We start from the raw sequence: 16,207 nt of genomic DNA, 5'->3' as shown, positions 1-16,207 counted from the left end.
ACCAAGACCAGAAGACACAACTTTCAGACAAGGAAAACTGAGCCAAAAACTTGACGCGGGACAAACGCGCTCAAAGATGAGTTGAGTCGCATCCCATTGCATGAGTGAGGGCTCACTCACTAGCGTTGCGACCATGGCCCAGAGGGTGGAACGTCGACGCCGTGCCCCTGCGATGAGCCCGCAGGAGCGCAGGGAGGCGATCATCAGCGCCACCGTGCCCCTGCTCCGGGAGCACGGTGCCAACGTCACCACCAGCCAGATCGCCAAGGCGGCCGGCATCGCCGAAGGCACGGTCTTCCGGGTCTTCGCCGACAAGCAGGAGCTGCTCGACGCGTGCATCCACAGCGTGTTCCGCGTCGAGCCCGTTCTCGGGAAGCTGGCCGCGATTCCACGCGACATCTCGGTTCGCGACCGGCTCGTCGCCGCCGCGGAGGCGCTCAGCGACCACATGTCGCGCCTCGGCGCGCTCATGCACGCGCTGGGTTCGTCCGGCTACCAGCCCCGGCACCAGTCCGCGGGCGCCGCGGAGCACCGGCGCTCCGCCGACCGGCTCGCCGGCGCCATCGCCGACCTGCTCGGCCCGGACAGGGATGCCTTCCGTATCCCGGTCGAGCGGGTGGGTCGCATGTTCATGGGTGTCGTCTTCATCGACCGGGCTGGCAGCCAGACGTTCGGCGAGGAGACCACGACCGGTACCCAGGAGCTCGTCGACGTGCTGTTGCACGGCGTGCTCGCGAGATAACCACCGTACGAGGGGGAATTCAGTGTCGGAACACATGATCGAGGTGGAACGCGTCGGCAGGACGTTCCGCGACGTCGCCGCACTGACCGACGTCGATCTCCGGGTGCCCCGGGGCACGGTCCTGGGGTTACTGGGGCACAACGGTGCCGGCAAGACCACCCTGGTCAACATCCTGACCACGGTGCTTCCGCCGAGCACTGGAACCGCCAGGGTGGCCGGGTACGACGTGACCCGGCAGTCGCACCTGGTCCGCCAACAGATCGGTCTCACCGGCCAGTTCGCCACCGTTGACGAGCAGCTCACCGGCGCGGAGAACCTGATCCTGATCGCACGGTTGCTCGGCGCCACCCGGCGCGAGGCCCGGGCCCGCGCGGACGAGCTGCTGGAGCTGTTCGACCTGGGCCCGGCCGCGCAGCGCAAGGCCAGCACCTACTCCGGCGGGATGCGGCGCCGGCTCGACCTCGCCACAAGCCTGGTCGGCCACCCGTCGGTGGTGTTCCTCGACGAGCCGACCACCGGCCTCGACCCGGCCAGCCGGATCGGCCTGTGGGAGATCGTCGAGGGGCTGGTGGACGACGGCACCACCATCCTGCTCACCACGCAGTACCTGGAGGAGGCTGACCGGCTCGCCGACTCGATCACGGTGCTGTCCGCCGGGAAGGTCGTCGCCGCCGGTACCGCCGGGGAGCTCAAGGCCCAGGTGGGCCAGCGCACCGTGACGGTCGCCATGACCAGCGCCGAGGAGACCGCACTGGCGCTCGCTGCGCTCCGCGGCGCGGGGCTGCAACCGGTCCCCGACGACAAGCACCTGGCGGTCACGGCGCCCGTGGCGACGTCGCGGCACCTGGCGGCCGCCGTCCGCGCGCTGGACGACGCCGGGGTCGACTTCGGTGAGCTGAGCCTGCACGAGCCCACACTCGACGACGTCTACCTCGCCCTCACCCACCGCGACGCCGCCTGAGCCCGAGGAAACTGCCGATGCCCACCGCAACCGCCACGCCCCCGCGAACCACCAGCACCCCGCCCACCAGACGCACCTGGTCCGGAACCAGCCTGCCGAACCAGGTACTCGTGCTCACCGGGCGCTCACTGCGCGCGCTGCGCGACCCGCGGATGCTCGTGATGAGCCTCCTGACGCCGATGATCATGCTGCTGTTGTTCAGCCAGGTGTTCCGCAGCATCGCCCACACCCCGGGCTTTCCCACGGGCGTGAACTACATCGACTACCTCCTGCCGGCGATCCTGGTGACGACAGCGACCCAGGCGGCCCTGACGTCGGGGGTCGGTCTGGCCAACGACCTGCGCAACGGGGTGCTCTCCCGGTTCCGGGCCCTGCCGATCCGGATGGTCTCGGTGTTGTTCGCGCGCAGCTTCTACGACCTCACCCGCTCGGCCGTGCAACTCGTCCTGCTGCTCATGGCCGCCGCCCTCTTGTTCGGGTATGCGCCCGGGGGTGGCATCCTCGGCTCGGCGGCCGCCCTGGCGCTGGCGATCGCCGTGGGCTGGGGCCTTGGCTGGGCATTCCTCGCGTTGGGTGCCTGGCTGCGCACGGTCGAGGTCATGCAGACGGTCGGTTTCGTCGCGATCTTCCCGCTGATGTTCGCGTCCAGCGCCTACGTCCCGATCGCCAGCCTTCCGGGCTGGTTGCAGGCCGTCGCGAAGGTCAACCCGTTGACCTATGCGATCGACGCCGCGCGCGGGCTGGCGTTGGGCACCCCGACCCTCGGCCCGATTGCCGGGGCCCTGCTCACCAGCGCGGTCATCACCGTGATCGGCTCGTCCCTGGCCGCACGCGGGATCCGTCGGCCGTGACGGAGACGGGGGCGGTGCCCGTCCCGCGCCGTCCCCGTCAGCCGCGTCCCCGGTCGTTCTCGGCGAGCTTGGCGAGCATCGCGTTGTACGCGGCGAGGTCGGCGTCGCCATCGGCGTCGGCGCGCCGGTCGATGCGTCGCGCGGCGCGTTCTTCGGTGCGGGACCACTGCACGGCCAGGGCGATCACCACGAGGATGACCGGGATTTCGCCGGTCGCCCAGCTCAGGCCCCCGCCCAGGTGTTGGTCGGCGAGCAGGTTGGTGGCCCACGGCAGGCCGAGTCCGCGGTAGAAGGCCTCGCCGATGACCGACTGCGACATCATCAGGGCGACGCCGAAGAATGCGTGGAACCCCATGGCCGCGAGCAGCAGCCCCAGGCGGCCCAGCGGGGGCAGCTTGCGCGGCGCGGGGTCGATCCCGATGACCGGCCAGAAGAACACGTAGCCGACCAGCAGGAAGTGGGCGTTCATCGCCAGGTGTGCCCAGTGTTGGTACAGCGCGACGTCGAACAGTCCGGAGAAGTAGAGACCGAAGAACGAGCCGACGAACAGCGCCAGGGCGACCAGCGGGTGGGTCAGCACGCGGGACACCGGGGAATGCACGAGCGCCAGCAGCCACTCGCGCGGCCCGGGTGGGGCGTCGCGGCCGGCCGGTGGGAGGGCACGCAGGGCCAGTGTCACCGGGGCGCCCAGCACCAGCAGGATCGGGGCGAGCATGGACAGCAGCATGTGGCCGCCCATGTGGACGCTGAACACCGCTGGCGCGTAACGGCCGATGCCCGACGAGGTGGCCAGCAGGATCGTGGCGCATCCAGCGACCCAGGCGAGGGTCCGGCCGACGGGCCAGGCGTCGCCGCGGCGACGCAGTCGGCGCACGCCGGCCAGATACAGCACGGCCAGGACGATTGAGGCGGTGCCGTAGATCAGATCGAATCGCCAGTCGAAGAGCAGGCGGCCGGCGGTGGGCGGCCCGTCCAGCTCGTAACCGATGAGCAGCTCGGTCCGGCTCGGCACCACGCCCAACGAACCCGGCGGCGGGGTCCGGCCCAGCGCGTTGGCGACGCCGATCGTCGCCAGCATGACCAGGACCTCGACCGCCCCCAGGCGCACGAACGACGACCGGTCGCCGGTCTCCCGAATCACCCTCAGCGTGTGCTCGCGGTGCGCGTAGCCGAAGAAGAAGAGCAGGATGAGCGCGGCGGTCTTGAGCAGCACCAACTGGCCGTAGGCGGTGGTGAACAGGTCGGAGACCGGGAGCCGCGCCAACGCGTTGATCACGCCGGACAGTGCCAGGATCACCCAGCAGACCACGGCGAGCCTGGAGTAACGGGACGCGGCGAGGTTGAGGTGGCTGCCGCCTCGCGCGACGTGTGCGACCAGCGCCACCAGCCCGCCGACCCACAGCGCGGTACCGAAGAGGTGGTAGAGCAGGCTGTTGGTGGCGATGTCGTGGGCGCCGCCCGACGCCGAGTGCCCGGTGAGCACCACCGGCAGCAGGCCGACCAGCGAGAACACGAACAGGGTCGTTGTCCAGCCCCAGGACAAGACGAGCCGGGTCCCGATCGCGATGGCCAGCGCGATCGGGGCGGTGATGGCCCACGCCGTGGCCTGCTCGACCGCGTCGACCGTGGTGAGCAGGGCGTTGGGGCGCAGCATCTCGGCGAAGGGCCGGCCCGCGGTGTCGGCGCCGATCAGCGGCACGAGCAGGGCGGACGACACCGCCCACACCACCGCGGCCACCCCGGCGGTACGCAGGCCCGCGTAGCCGTCGGCGGCCAGGGTCCCGGAACGCTGCGGGGGCACCAGGAAGCTCGCCAGCAGCAGGGAGCCAATGGCGACCACCGCGCTCCCCTCGGCGAGCACCCGCACCGCGGGGAGGCCGTACCGCACCAGTACCTCGGGCTCGGGCAGGCCGAGCTGGGTGTAGAGGTCGCTGCCGGCCGAGGCCGTCAACACGGCGGCCAGTACGGCGGCCAGGGCAACGCCGGGCACGAGCAGCCCGGCGATGCTCAGCGCGGGGCGCGGTGGCGCGGGAGCCGAACTGGTCGTGGGGGCTTCGGCAGACACGGGGAGAGCGTAGGCAGTGGGAGCGGGTTCGCCCACCGGGCCGCTCCGCAAGCGTGGTCGCTGTCACCGGTTCGATCCCGATAACGTTGCGCCCTGTGGAACGGCGTCCCCTGCTTCTTTGCCTCGCGCTCGCGACCGTGGCGCTCGCCGGATGTGCCCATCAGGTTGGCGGAAACCCGACGGCGGCCGCCGGCTTCCACCCCGCGCCCACCACGACGCCGCGGGGGACGCCGGTGACGAGCGGGGTGCAGATCCCGACGCCGCGAACGCTGGAGGGCGTCGACACCTGCACCCTCCTGCAGCCGGACGATCTCGCCGGTCTCGGTGGGGTGCGGGGTGGGCCCAGGCGCAACCAGCTCTACCCGGAGTCCTGCCTGTACCGGCTGGGCGGTGCTGCCGACGACTCCGCCGCGGCCGCCTTCTACAAGCCGTTCGAGCAGGTCAAGGCCCAGCAGCCGGAGGGCAGCCCGGTGTTGACCAAGGGGCACAGCACCTGGCTGCGGTGTCGGGCGGACCAGGGATACCAGACGTGCAGCGCGGCCATCGCGGTGCGGCCGGACCGCACGCTGGCGGTGGTGTTGTCCCGGCGCGACACGCCGAGAGAGAAGGTCGTGGAAGCACTGAACCAGCTGGCCGTCACCGCACTGGAGAGATTGCCCACGACGTAATCGCAGGTCAGCCGCGGTATCCTCGGTTGCCGGACACAATTAGGTCGCCCGAAGGTCGCAACTAGCTAACGCCGCCTAACGTTCATGACCGCAGCGGCGATTACCTGATCGGTGGCCACGGCTAACGCCGTGTCCGCAGCCTGCCCTCGTAGCTCAGTGGACAGAGCAAGAGACTTCTAATCTCTGGGTCGCAGGTTCGAATCCTGCCGGGGGCGCCAGCTGGGCGCGTTTATCCCTCCTTCCCGTCGCGATCACGTCCGTGATTGTGACGGGAATCGCGTAACGGTGACGTAACGTCACGGGCGAGATCTGTCGGAGACGCCCCACGCCCGGGGCGGGTCCGCCCCGGGCCGACGATTACTTCTCGACGTCATGCCTGCACACAGCGTCAGCACGCGTTGCCCGCGCCGCCGTCCAGCCACCTGCCGGGTGTCGCTCCGGCGGAAGGTGTGTCCGCACCGGCACGGCGCACGCAGGCCGGTGCGGACACGTCATGAATCAACGTCTGGTCGATCACGTGATCCTCCAGCGCCGCGAGTGGGTTCACCGGTGGAGAGAACGGAGAGTTTCCCGGTGACGCCCATTCATGTCGCTCTCGACCGAGATGGAGATCACCGATCGTCACGGTGCCGTGTTCGATTTCTCGCGCCCGAAACGGCGTTGCCTCCGCCACACCACAAGCACGGGCTCAGCCATCGCCGGCCGCGATCTTCTCAGCGCTGGGTGGCCGGAGGAATGTTGTGGTTCAGCCGGAACATGTTGCCCGGATCGTATGCGGCTTTCAGTTCGGTGAGCCGCTCGTAGTCGGCCCGGTCGTAGGCCGTCCGCACCTGTTGGACGTCGGCGCCCTCGCCGGTCAGGAAGTTCAGGTATCGGCCTCCCGTGTCCCACGGCTGCAAGGCATTCAGGACGTCCCGCTGCACCCCACGCACCGTGTCGAGTTCCTCCTCGGTCGGTGCGACCGAGCCGAGCCTGGACGTGAGCCCGAGCGAGTACTGCGCGCCACGGTTGCCCACCGCGTTGGCAACGGCCGGTGGGCGGCCGAGCACGCCGCCGAGATGACGCAGCTCGACCACGCAGGGACTCGCGGCCCCGGGGCCGGCCAGCTCCAGCAGGGCCTGCACCGCCGCCGTGTCGAGATCACGCAGCATGCGGGTCGTCCCGTAGTAGGGCATCGGCATCGTCGGGTCGTTGCAGATCGAGTGCGACGCCGTGTAGGGCATCTCGCCAAGGGTGTCGATCAGGCGTGACCCGACCGCCCGCAGCGGCTGCACAAGCCGCTCCCCTGTCTCGGTGTCTCCCGTGTACGCAATCCGCACGTGGGCAACGTGGCGGCCACGCAGTGGCTCGGGCAGCACCGGCTTGTCCGGGAATGGGATGAGCGCAATCGAGGAGGTCAGATCCTCGGGCACCGTGTGGGTCCATCGCTGCCATGCGTCGAGCACGTCTCCGACGAGAGGGGCATCGAAGTACAGCCCACCACCGTAGAGGCGCACGACCGGCACGAGGTCGATCTCCAGCGCGGTGACCACACCGAAGTTGCCTCCGGCCCCACGCAACGCCCAGAACAGTACGGGGTCGGACTCCGCGGTGACGCGGCGCAGCTGGGCGTCGGCGGTGACGACGTCCACGGCGCGGACGTGGTCGGCGGCGTACCCGTGGCTGCGCGCAAGCAGGCTGATCCCGCCACCCAGGACATAGGAGATGGCACCCACCTGCGGTGAGCTGCCGGAGAGGGGCGCCAGCCCATGCCGGGCGGCCGCCTCGATGACCTGCTCCCACCGCACGCCCGCCTCGATCGCCGCGGTCCGCCGGTCCGCGTTGATGCGAACTCCGGACATGCGTCGCGTGCTGATGAGCACGCCGCCCTGGGTCTCCGCCGGCAACCCGTGCCCCGTTGCCTGGATGGCGACAGGCACACCGTGGGAGCGCGCGAACCCGACCGCAGCGCGTACATCCTGTGCGTCGACCGCACCCACGATCACCTGCGGCTGCCGCGAACCGTAGGTCTGGAACCCGGCCCGCTCCCCGTCGTAGCCGGCGTCGCCGGGCCGCAACACCGGGCCTCGCACCTGACGGGCCAGCGAGTCGACATCGGCGGCAACAACTTGCTCTTGCTGAGACATGTTGGCGACCGTAGGAAGGGTTGAGGACGGGATGTGTCCTCAACCTCGGACACTGTGGGGATGTGACGACGACCATGCCTGCTCGACTGCTGCGCCTGCTGTCACTGCTCCAGAGCAGGCGCGTGTGGGCTGGTGCCGAGCTCGCGGAGAAGCTCGATGTCACCGTGCGCACGGTCCGGCGCGACATCGGCCGGCTTCGGGAGCTCGGCTACCACGTCGAGAGCGTGACCGGTGTCGCGGGCGGCTACCGGCTGGTGTCCGGTAAGGACCTGCCGCCGCTGTTGCTCGACGAGGAGGAGGCCGTGGCGATCGCGGTCGGGCTGCGTACCGCCGCCGGTGGGACCGTGGCCGGGATCGAGGAGGCATCCGTCCGTGCCCTGGCCAAGCTCGAGCAGGTACTGCCCGTACGGCTGCGGCACCGCGTCGCCGCCGTCAGCGAGGCCACCGTGCGGGTCCCTGGCCACCGAGGGCTCGAAGTCGACTCCATGACATTGGCAGTGGTGGCCGCCGCCTGCCGCGACCACGAGATCCTGACCTTCGGCTACGAGCGGCGCGACGGCACGACGGCCTCCCGCCGGGTCGAGCCGCACGAGCTGGTGGTGACCCATGGGCGCTGGTACCTGCTCGCCTACGACCTCCGTCGTGACGGCTGGCGCAACTTCCGCGTCGACCGGATCAGCGAGCCCACCCCCACCTGCCACCACTTCACCCCTCGCGCCAAGCCCTCCCCCGACTCCGCCACCTACCTGTCGCGGGGCGTCTCCGGTGCGACCTATCGGTATACCGCGCAGGCGGTCGTCCGCGCCCCGGCCAGGACGGTGTTGGCTCGGCTACCGACGCTGATCCCACACCGGGTGGAGCCCATCGACGAGCACACCTGCACCGTCCGATTCGGCTCCGACTCCGTCGATCGCATCGCCCAGGATCTTGTCGCTCTCGGCGCCGACTACACCCTCACCTGCTCACAGGACCTTCGCGACCACCTGCGCGCGGTAGCGCAACGACTCCTCGGGGCAGCAAGCCCGTAGGGGTGGCTGGGGGTGCCAGGCGCTGGGAGCGCCCGGCGGTTCCGTTATGGACGAGAGGCAGAGCGGTGTGGGCGCCGCCGATATTTGGTGCGCCTCATGGTGGCGGTGCATGCTCCTTGCCGTGCGCAAGGTCTACCTGATCGGCATCGGCGCCGGGAACCCCGAGCACCTGACCGTTCAAGCCGTCAACGCGTTGAACGAGGTTGACGTCTTCTTCGTGCTCGACAAGGGAAGCGAGACCGAGGAACTCGTCCGGCTCCGCCGGGAGATCCTGGAGCGGTACGTCCCCGACCGGCCTTACCGCGTGGTGCAGGTCAACGACCCGAGGCGCGACCGTACGGCGAAGGACTACGTCGCCGCCGTCGAGGACTGGCGGCAACGCCGCGTCGAGCTGTACGAGCAGCTGATCCGGGACGAGCTGACCGACGGCTCACGCGGAGCGGTGCTCGTGTGGGGCGATCCCGCGCTGTACGACAGCACGGTGAGCCTGTTCCAGGCTTTGCGGGAGCGCGCGAAGGTCGAGTTCGCCTACGAGGTCATCCCGGGCGTGAGCAGCCTGTCGGCACTGGTCGCCGGCCACCGGACGACCTTCAACCAAATCGGCCGCCCGGTACTGATCACCACCGGCCGCCAGCTCGCCCGCGGCCTGCCCGCCGACGTCGACGACGTCCTGGTCATGCTCGACGCGCACTGCACGTTCCACCGTTTCGTCGACGAGGACCTGGAGATCTTCTGGGGCGCCTATGTCGGAACCCCGGACGAGATCCTGATCTCGGGTCGGCTTCGCGACGTGGCCGAGGAAATCCAGCACGTGCGCTCCCGGGCCCGGCAGGAAAAGGGTTGGATCATGGACAGCTACCTGCTGCGCAGGCTCACCCCGGCAGCGCCGGTCCCCCAGGAACATATTGCGAGGTGAGGGGCGAAGCGAACATCGCACCGGCAAGGCGCGCAGCGAAGCCCCGAGCCGAGCAATCCGACACCGCCGCAGGACAATGCGAACCGCGATTTCTGCCATGACGAGCCGTATTAACTTACTGGTCTCACACGGACACTGCACCGATCTCGGCTGAGCAGCGCGGCGAACAAGACATGAGAGCCGGCAAATGGGCGCCCGGAAAATGAGCGTCCGCCTTTGTCGCGCGTCGCCGGCTGGTCACGGTCGGTGATCACGGACCGCCACCCACCCCGCTACCGACGGGCTCGCACACGAGCTCCACCGGGCGGGGAGGGGCAGCTGACAGCACGTCAGGAGCACACGGCACGGGATCAGACCGCAGCACCGGGCAGCCGTATACGTGGATCATCCGCGCTGCGCCAGGTCGATGGCAACCACGCTGCCGCACTCCGGAAAATTCGACGTACCGGCAATACGAACAAACTCAACGAGTGCCGAGTTCTTCATTGCGAGCAGTGCGCGGAGTCACAGAAGGATTCGCACCCATTGATCAGACATGTCGGCTTCGACACAATTTATGACTGCGCCATCAACGATACATACGGTCGACTTATCACCCACAAGGGTGGTTTATCGCGCGGCAGAGACCAGCACGGAAGGGATTGCTCGTGACGACCGGTGTCGCCCGTATCCGTTCCCCCCGGCCGGTTACCGAAGGTAAGCGCGCAAGAATTCGCGCCAAGTGGCGGTCGAGCAGCCTCCGCACCGTGTCCCGGTGGGGCCTTTTCGCAATGATCTGCTACCTCGTGGGAATCGGTGCCAAGCAGCTCGGTGTGCCTGCCCCGTATCTGGTTGCGGCCATTGTGGTGGGAGCCGTGGCCGCCCTCACGAATATCGTCCGGCGCCAGTTCCCGCGACGCTCCGCTCACGCCTCGCACGCCGCTGTCGGTGTGTTGATGGGCAGCTACCTCGATCCCGATTCCCTCCGGTCGGTCGCCAAGAGCGCCACTCCGCTGCTGCTGGCCACCGCGGCGACGCTCGTCGCGAGCGTCCTCATCGCCGTCGGCCTCGCCCGCACCCGCCGGCTGTCGCTGCCCGACGCCGTGCTGGGCACCGTGCCCGGCGGGTCGGCGGCCATCGTCGCGAGCGCCGGCGAGGTCGGGGCCGACTCCCGGCTGGTGGCCTTCGCCCAGTACCTGCGGGTCGGCCTGGTCGCGTTGACCGCACCCGCGATCGCCGCGATGGTCCAGTCCTCCCCCGGCCGGGAGGTCACCACGACCTCGAACCTGCTGCACGACCTGACCCACCCGGTGGGCTCGACCAACCAGGTCGCCGGCCTGCTCATGCTGGTCGGAGTCAGCGTCCTGGGGGTGCAGTGCGCGCGCCGGCTGAAGCTACCCGCGGCCACCGTGCTGGGCCCCATGGTGCTGGCCGCCATCGTCCAGGTCACCGGCACCTCCGACGGCTTCGCCCCGTCGGGCGCGCTCCGCGACCTGGTGTTCGTCGGGGTCGGACTCGAGGTCGGTCTCCGCTTCACCCGCGCTGCGGTGCTGCACGCCGCCCAGGTGCTCCCGCACCTGCTCGTCGGCATCCTGCTGCTGTGCCTGGTGTCCGCGGGGCTGGCCGAGCTGCTCGCCGTGGTCACCAAGATGCGGTTCCTCGACGCCTATCTGGCGACCACACCGGGCGGAATCAACGCGGTACTGGCCACCGCGGAGGAGACCGGCTCCGACGTCGCCGTCATCTCGACCGTGCAGAGCGTCCGGCTGTTCGCCATGGCGCTCGTTGCTCCGTCGATCATCCAACGTCTCCTGCCCCGGTTCGACGTCGCCGAGCGCATCCCGATCCCGGTCACCCGGCAGCCCGAGAAAGATACGGCACCGGCCTGACTGGAATTCCGGCGCGAGGGCAGTCCTGCCGGTCTCGGCGGGGAAGAACCACGAGCGACCCGCTAACCGGCGCCTGCGCTGTTGAATGTGTGGGAAACGGTGCTGCTGTCCGCCCCGGCCATCAGGAGCACGTGCAGCAGGATCCGGGCCTTGCTGGGGCTGAGCTGACCAGCGGAGACCAGTCCACGAGCGAGGAGGTCGGACTCGGAGCCTCCGAACGCGTAGGTCCGGGAAAGGACCGGGCCCGCGCCGGTTCGGGAGGTGAGCACGACGGGCATTCCCGCGGCGAGTTCGGTCAGGGGTGGCACCCAGTCGGCCGGCACGTGTCCGGCGCCGAACGCCGCGACCACGAGCCCGTCCACGTGGTCACCGAGGATTCCGAGGACGGCACCGTCATCACCGAGAGCAGCGGTGACGATGCTCGTCCGGGCCGGCCGGGAGAGCTCCCGCCGGGGCACGACCGGGCCGCGGCTCGGACGCAGCGGGATGCGGACGCAATCCTCCACCACGTAGCCCAGCGGTCCCGGGTACGAGGTGAAGGCCGCGATGCTCGTCGCGTGGGCCTTGCGCACGTGGCGCGCCGCGTGGATCTCGTCGGCGAGGGCAACGAGACAGCCGAGACCCCGCGCCAGGGGACTTGCCGCCACCCGAAGAGCGGTAAGCAGGTTCGCCGGGCCGTCCGCACCCGGCGCGAGGGCACTGCGCATCGCCCCGGTGACCACGATCGGCGTTTCGGCCGGGTGCAGGAGGTCGAGCAGGTAGGCGCTCTCTTCGATGGTGTCCGTGCCCTGGGTGACCACGACGCCGTCCACACCGGCGGAAACGACCTGCTCGATCGCGGCGGCAAGAGCGAGAACGTCCGGAATGTCCAGTGTGGCACCGGGAACTCGGCGGAAGTCGTGAACGTCCAGTCCGATGCCCAACTCCGCGAGCCCTGGTACCGCGGAGAGCAGTTCGTCCGCGGAGAGGGCCGGCGCAACTCCGCCTCCGGCCTGCGGTGTCATCGCGATGGTCCCGCCGAGGGAGAAGACGGCAACACGCGGGCGTTCGTGGGTCCTCACGGGGCTCCTTCGGTCGTGGGGATAGAACCGCTGTTGGGTCCGTCATGGTGATGCACGCCATGATGGGTGCACTTGGGACACCCCGGGCAACGGTGAGGCGGTGGTAGGCGATGAAGGCGATCCCGGAAATGATGCGGGCGGCCGTGTTGCGTAGCGTCGGAGACTTGGTGGTGGAGCGGCGCCCCACGCCACGACCCGGACCCCGCCAGGTCTTGGTCCAGGTCACGGCGGTGGGCACCTGCGGGTCCGACGTCCACTACTACGAACACGGCCGGATTGGCGAGTACGTCGTCACCGAACCCCTGGTGTTGGGGCATGAGGCCGCCGGTGTCGTCGTGGCGTGCGGTGACGAGGCCACCCGGCACGAGATCGGTCAGCGGGTGTCGCTCGAGCCCGGGGTGCCGTGCGCGAGGTGCACCCAGTGCCGGCGCGGTCACTACAACCTGTGCCCCGATGTCCGGTTCTTCGGGACTCCGCCGATCGATGGGGCCTTCCAGGAATACGTCGTTCTCGACGAGACCTTCGCCCACCCCGTTCCGGCCACGGTGTCGGACGAGGCCGCGGCTCTGCTGGAGCCCCTCTCGGTGGGTGTCTGGGCGTGCCGGCGGGCGCGTGTCGCGCCGGGTGAGCGGATCCTCGTCACCGGCGCGGGCCCGGTCGGGCTGCTGGCCGCCCAGGCGGCAAAGTCGTTGGGTGCCACCGACATCCTGGTCACCGACATCAAGCCGGCCAGACTGTCCGTGGCCGAGGAACTCGGTCTGTCCACACTGGACACAGGCAGGGTCTCGCTGCTCGATGCCGGCGTCGAGGCGGACGTACTGCTGGAATGTTCCGGAGTTCCACGGGTTTCCGGGGCGGGCATCCGGTGCATCTGTCCGGGTGGCCGCGCCGTCCTGATCGGAATGGGCGCCGACGAGATCCCGCTCCCGCTGGACCGCATCCAACGCCGCGAGATCGAGGTGACCGGGACGTTCCGCTACGCCAACACCTGGCCGGCCGCGATCGGCCTCGCCGCCTCCGGCGCCGTCGCACTGGATCGCCTGGTCACGCACAGGTTCGGGCTAACCCAGGTGGAGCGGGCACTGACGGTCGGCAGGACCGACGAGAAGGCGATCAAGGCCGTCGTGCTGCCCCAGGAGTAACTGCAGGGCAGCGCGACCGGCAGCCCACAAGCGCCCCTACTTCGTCGGTTCCCCAGCCCCGCCCTCGAGCCTGGCGGCGAGTTCACGCAGTCCCTGCACCAGGTCCCGGCCGGACGGGGCACGCCCGGGGTCGATTAGCCACTGCACCATCAGGCCCACGAGCAACGCCAGCTGAGCCGAACCCACCGTCAGCATCGCCCCTTCGTCCACCTCGTCCTCGGTGACGCCCCGCAGCGCCGCCGCCATCCCACGCCGGACCAGCTCGTACCCGGTGGCGAGCTGCTCCCGCAGTTCCGGCGCGTCCTCGGAGTGGATGAACGCCTCGAAACTGGCCACCCACAGCGCCCGGTGCCGGGTGAGGGACTCGGTCATCCGGGTCCAGGTGGTCTCCAACGAGGTCGCCAGATCGCCCTCGGCCGGGGGCAGGATGCCCTCCAGCTCCTCGCCCCAGTCGTCGAACGCCTCGACCATGGCGGCGTTCAACAGGGCCCTGGTCGACCCGAAGTGGTAGCCGATCGCGGCCAGGCTGGTGCCCGCGGCCGTCGCGATGTCGCGGGCAGTGGTGCGCCCGTAGCCCTTCTCGTACAGGCAGCGCTTGGCGCCGGCGAGCAGGTCCTCCCGGTTCCCCATGCGCCGATCCTAGCCCGACCTCGGACGCCCGTATGAGACATTTGTGCTAGACATTCGTCTCACACGCTCGTACAGTAGCGCCGAACCCGGACCGGACCGGGAGCAACGACCACGTGTCGGGCCGGCCGGACCGGCGCCGCCCGATCAGGAGGGGGACCTGGTGGACACAGAGATCGCCGAAGCACGCCCGGGCCAGCAGAGAACAGCGGCCCGGTCGGTGACCCCGCGGAGGCCGAGGTGGTGGCAACGTCCCTGGATCGCGCCGCTGATGGTCGGGTCGGTGGCGTTTCTCGCCTTTTCGCTCCCGCCGTACCTCACCTTCGACCCCGCTCAGAGCCGGCTGCCGCTCCGGGAGGGCTTCGCGCCGCACTACCCGATGTTGGTCGCCCACATCCTGTTCGGCACGGTCGCCCTGCTGACCTGCTGCCTCCAGGTGTGGCCGTGGTTCCGCCAGCGTCATCCCGTTGCGCACCGAATCGTCGGTCGGGTGTACGTCTTCGCCGGGATGATTCCCACGGCCCTGACGGGACTCGTCGTGGCGCTGGCAGCCGTGACGTCCGGGGTGGCCGGAAAGGTGGGCAACTCGCTTCTCGTGGTCGTGTGGGTCGCCGTCACGTTCGCGGGTTTCCGGGCGGCGAGACAACGACGGTTCGGCGAGCACCGCAGGTGGATGATCCGCGGCTTTGCCCTGATGACGTCGATCGTCGTCAACCGGTTGTGGGTGGTCCTGTGCATTGCGGCACTCCAACCGTTCGCCGCCACCTACTTCGGTGGGGACGAGGTCGCCATGAACCAGGCAGCGGTGGACACCGCCATCTGGCTGAGTTGGGTGGTCAACCTACTGATCGCCGAATGGTGGCTGGAACGCAGGAAAAAGCCCCGGGGCGGGGCGCCGGCCGCCAACCGGCGTTCGGCGGTCGCCGCCAGCGCCTAACCGCCAGCACCGCGACATCTCCGGGGAGTGGAAAAGCTGGGGGCACTGGGGAAAGGGCCGGGTGAGCCGTACGGCTCAACCGGCCTTCCCATGGACCAGCCCGAACACGCCGAGCAACGCGTGCAACGCGCCGGGCGACATCAGGCCACGTGCTGTTCCGCCTCCGCCGCCGGATCCAGTTGTGCCCAGTCCAGTTCGACACTCGGGCTCACCGAGAGGTGCGGCTCCGAGGACCGTGCGCCAGCCCGAACCAGAAGGTCCCCGACCGCGGCGATCATCGCCCCGTTGTCCGTACACAACCGTGGCGGCGGGACACGAAGCTCGATTCCCGCCTCGGTACAGCGTTCCTCGGCCAACGCGCGCACCCGGCTGTTCGCGGCCACCCCACCCACAACCACCAACGTTTCGACGTCGTGCGTGCGGCAGGCGGCGATGGCCTTGCGGGTGAGCGTGTCCGCCACCGCCTCCTGGAAGCTCGCCGCGACATCGGGGACCCACAGGTCCTGCCCCGCAGCCTCAGCCGCCTCAACATGCCGGGCCACCGCCGTCTTCAAGCCGGAGAAGGAAAACCCGAGCACGGGATCGTTGGGACCGGTGAGCGGCCGCGGAAACGGCACCGCTGCCGGGTCGCCGTCCCGCGCCGCACGATCGATCGCCGGCCCGCCCGGGTAGGGCAGGTTGAGGATCCGGGCCACCTTGTCGAACGCCTCGCCCGCCGCGTCATCCATCGTGTCCGACAGGTGGATGACCGGATCCCGGACGAGATCGCGCACCAACAACAACGAGGTGTGGCCGCCGGACACGATCAGCACAACACTGCGCGCGGGAAGGTCGCCGTGGGCGAGGGTGTCGGCCGCCGCGTGCCCTGCCAGGTGGTGCACGGCATACAGCGGCACCCCGAGCACCTGGGCGTATGCCTTGGCCGCGGCCACCCCGACGTGGAGTGCGGTGGCCAGTCCCGGCCCGGCCGTGACCGCCACCGCCTCCACGTCGTGCAACGTCAGCCCCGCGTCGTCCAGGGCGGCACGCACGCAGGGCACCAGGGCTGACACGTGGGCGCGGGCGGCGATCTCCGGGACGACGCCGCCGAAGCGCGCGTGCTCGGACATGCTGGACGACAGGGCGTCACCCAGCAGCACGCCGCCGCGGACGAGCCCGACGCCGGTCTCGTCGCAGGAGGTCTCGATGCCCAACACCACGGTCATGTCCGGTCCT

The 16,207-nt window shown here is 69.8% G+C and carries 15 protein-coding genes and 1 tRNA gene; 10 read left to right on the top strand and 6 right to left on the bottom strand.

Annotation, left to right across the window (positions count from 1 at the left end; all coding sequences use genetic code 11):
* The first annotated feature begins 133 nt into the window (after positions 1-133).
* From IEY55_RS24165 to IEY55_RS24155, 3 genes are read left to right on the top strand one after another with little or no spacing between them, the layout of a single operon-like run.
* The gene (locus IEY55_RS24165; protein WP_189060825.1) at positions 134-742 is read left to right on the top strand and encodes a TetR/AcrR family transcriptional regulator; all 609 of its coding nucleotides are present in this window, start codon (positions 134-136) and stop codon (positions 740-742) included.
* Between the two features lie 34 nt (positions 743-776).
* Positions 777-1,703 (top strand): ATP-binding cassette domain-containing protein, encoded by a 927-nt coding sequence (locus IEY55_RS24160; protein ID WP_189060824.1) that lies wholly within the window; start codon positions 777-779, stop codon positions 1,701-1,703.
* A 17-nt stretch (positions 1,704-1,720) separates the two neighbouring features.
* The gene (locus IEY55_RS24155) at positions 1,721-2,554 is read left to right on the top strand and encodes an ABC transporter permease (RefSeq protein ID WP_189060823.1); all 834 of its coding nucleotides are present in this window, start codon (positions 1,721-1,723) and stop codon (positions 2,552-2,554) included.
* A 37-nt stretch (positions 2,555-2,591) separates the two neighbouring features.
* On the opposite strand, the gene IEY55_RS24150 is transcribed toward IEY55_RS24155, so the two are convergent.
* The gene (locus IEY55_RS24150; protein ID WP_189060822.1) at positions 2,592-4,619 is read right to left on the bottom strand and encodes a bifunctional copper resistance protein CopD/cytochrome c oxidase assembly protein; all 2,028 of its coding nucleotides are present in this window, start codon (positions 4,617-4,619) and stop codon (positions 2,592-2,594) included.
* Positions 4,620-4,714: 95 nt separating this feature from the next.
* On the opposite strand from IEY55_RS24150, the gene IEY55_RS24145 reads away from it, so the two are divergent.
* Together IEY55_RS24145 and IEY55_RS24140 are read left to right on the top strand one after the other, a co-directional pair.
* Complete coding sequence (locus IEY55_RS24145; RefSeq protein WP_189060821.1) at positions 4,715-5,287, top strand: DUF3558 family protein; 573 nt, start codon at positions 4,715-4,717, stop codon at positions 5,285-5,287.
* 142 nt (positions 5,288-5,429) lie between these two features.
* A tRNA-Arg gene (locus tag IEY55_RS24140) sits at positions 5,430-5,505 on the top strand.
* A gap of 170 nt (positions 5,506-5,675) precedes the next feature.
* Here the strand turns inward: IEY55_RS24140 and IEY55_RS24135 are convergent.
* Together IEY55_RS24135 and IEY55_RS24130 are read right to left on the bottom strand one after the other, a co-directional pair.
* Complete coding sequence (locus tag IEY55_RS24135; RefSeq protein ID WP_189060820.1) at positions 5,676-5,834, bottom strand: hypothetical protein; 159 nt, start codon at positions 5,832-5,834, stop codon at positions 5,676-5,678.
* Positions 5,835-6,000: 166 nt separating this feature from the next.
* On the bottom strand, positions 6,001-7,413 hold the full coding sequence (locus tag IEY55_RS24130; protein ID WP_189060819.1) for an FAD-binding oxidoreductase: 1,413 nt from the start codon (positions 7,411-7,413) through the stop codon (positions 6,001-6,003).
* 74 nt (positions 7,414-7,487) lie between these two features.
* On the opposite strand from IEY55_RS24130, the gene IEY55_RS24125 reads away from it, so the two are divergent.
* The 3 genes from IEY55_RS24125 to IEY55_RS24115 all read left to right on the top strand — a co-directional run bounded on the left by IEY55_RS24125 (position 7,488) and on the right by IEY55_RS24115 (position 11,225).
* A complete protein-coding gene (locus IEY55_RS24125; protein ID WP_189060818.1) occupies positions 7,488-8,441 on the top strand; it encodes a helix-turn-helix transcriptional regulator in 954 nt (317 codons plus the stop codon).
* 121 nt (positions 8,442-8,562) lie between these two features.
* Positions 8,563-9,357, top strand: coding sequence for a precorrin-6A synthase (deacetylating) (cobF, locus tag IEY55_RS24120; protein WP_189060842.1), 795 nt, complete (start codon positions 8,563-8,565; stop codon positions 9,355-9,357).
* A gap of 746 nt (positions 9,358-10,103) precedes the next feature.
* The gene (locus IEY55_RS24115; protein ID WP_189060817.1) at positions 10,104-11,225 is read left to right on the top strand and encodes an AbrB family transcriptional regulator; all 1,122 of its coding nucleotides are present in this window, start codon (positions 10,104-10,106) and stop codon (positions 11,223-11,225) included.
* Between the two features lie 62 nt (positions 11,226-11,287).
* On the opposite strand, the gene IEY55_RS24110 is transcribed toward IEY55_RS24115, so the two are convergent.
* Positions 11,288-12,286, bottom strand: a complete 999-nt coding sequence (locus IEY55_RS24110) for an asparaginase (protein ID WP_229686706.1) — start codon at positions 12,284-12,286, stop codon at positions 11,288-11,290.
* 110 nt (positions 12,287-12,396) lie between these two features.
* Between IEY55_RS24110 and IEY55_RS24105 the strand changes: the two genes are divergently transcribed.
* Complete coding sequence (locus IEY55_RS24105) at positions 12,397-13,428, top strand: NAD(P)-dependent alcohol dehydrogenase (RefSeq protein WP_229686705.1); 1,032 nt, start codon at positions 12,397-12,399, stop codon at positions 13,426-13,428.
* 36 nt (positions 13,429-13,464) lie between these two features.
* On the opposite strand, the gene IEY55_RS24100 is transcribed toward IEY55_RS24105, so the two are convergent.
* Positions 13,465-14,058, bottom strand: coding sequence for a TetR/AcrR family transcriptional regulator (locus IEY55_RS24100; RefSeq protein WP_189060816.1), 594 nt, complete (start codon positions 14,056-14,058; stop codon positions 13,465-13,467).
* 160 nt (positions 14,059-14,218) lie between these two features.
* Between IEY55_RS24100 and IEY55_RS24095 the strand changes: the two genes are divergently transcribed.
* Positions 14,219-14,992 (top strand): DUF2306 domain-containing protein, encoded by a 774-nt coding sequence (locus tag IEY55_RS24095; RefSeq protein ID WP_229686704.1) that lies wholly within the window; start codon positions 14,219-14,221, stop codon positions 14,990-14,992.
* A 140-nt stretch (positions 14,993-15,132) separates the two neighbouring features.
* Here the strand turns inward: IEY55_RS24095 and tsaD are convergent, their stop codons facing one another.
* A complete protein-coding gene (gene tsaD, locus IEY55_RS24090) occupies positions 15,133-16,197 on the bottom strand; it encodes a tRNA (adenosine(37)-N6)-threonylcarbamoyltransferase complex transferase subunit TsaD (protein ID WP_189060815.1) in 1,065 nt (354 codons plus the stop codon).
* Positions 16,198-16,207 lie beyond the last annotated feature (10 nt).

This window comes from Longimycelium tulufanense, from assembly GCF_014645795.1.
GTDB classification, from domain to species: domain Bacteria; phylum Actinomycetota; class Actinomycetes; order Mycobacteriales; family Pseudonocardiaceae; genus Longimycelium; species Longimycelium tulufanense.
The sequence above is the reverse complement of the archived record's forward strand: the minus strand, read 5'-3'. Positions and strand labels throughout refer to the sequence as shown.

Bases quoted from the DNA above. Each gene is read 5' to 3' on its own strand.
- IEY55_RS24165 (WP_189060825.1), top strand. From the start codon at position 134: ATGGCCCAGAGGGTGGAACGTCGACGCCGTGCCCCTGCGATGAGCCCG.
- IEY55_RS24160 (WP_189060824.1), top strand. From the start codon at position 777: ATGATCGAGGTGGAACGCGTCGGCAGGACGTTCCGCGACGTCGCCGCA.
- IEY55_RS24155 (WP_189060823.1), top strand. From the start codon at position 1,721: ATGCCCACCGCAACCGCCACGCCCCCGCGAACCACCAGCACCCCGCCC.
- IEY55_RS24130 (WP_189060819.1), bottom strand. From the start codon at position 7,413: ATGTCTCAGCAAGAGCAAGTTGTTGCCGCCGATGTCGACTCGCTGGCC.
- IEY55_RS24125 (WP_189060818.1), top strand. From the start codon at position 7,488: ATGCCTGCTCGACTGCTGCGCCTGCTGTCACTGCTCCAGAGCAGGCGC.
- IEY55_RS24105 (WP_229686705.1), top strand. From the start codon at position 12,397: ATGAAGGCGATCCCGGAAATGATGCGGGCGGCCGTGTTGCGTAGCGTC.
- IEY55_RS24100 (WP_189060816.1), bottom strand. From the start codon at position 14,058: ATGGGGAACCGGGAGGACCTGCTCGCCGGCGCCAAGCGCTGCCTGTAC.
- tsaD (WP_189060815.1), bottom strand. From the start codon at position 16,197: ATGACCGTGGTGTTGGGCATCGAGACCTCCTGCGACGAGACCGGCGTC.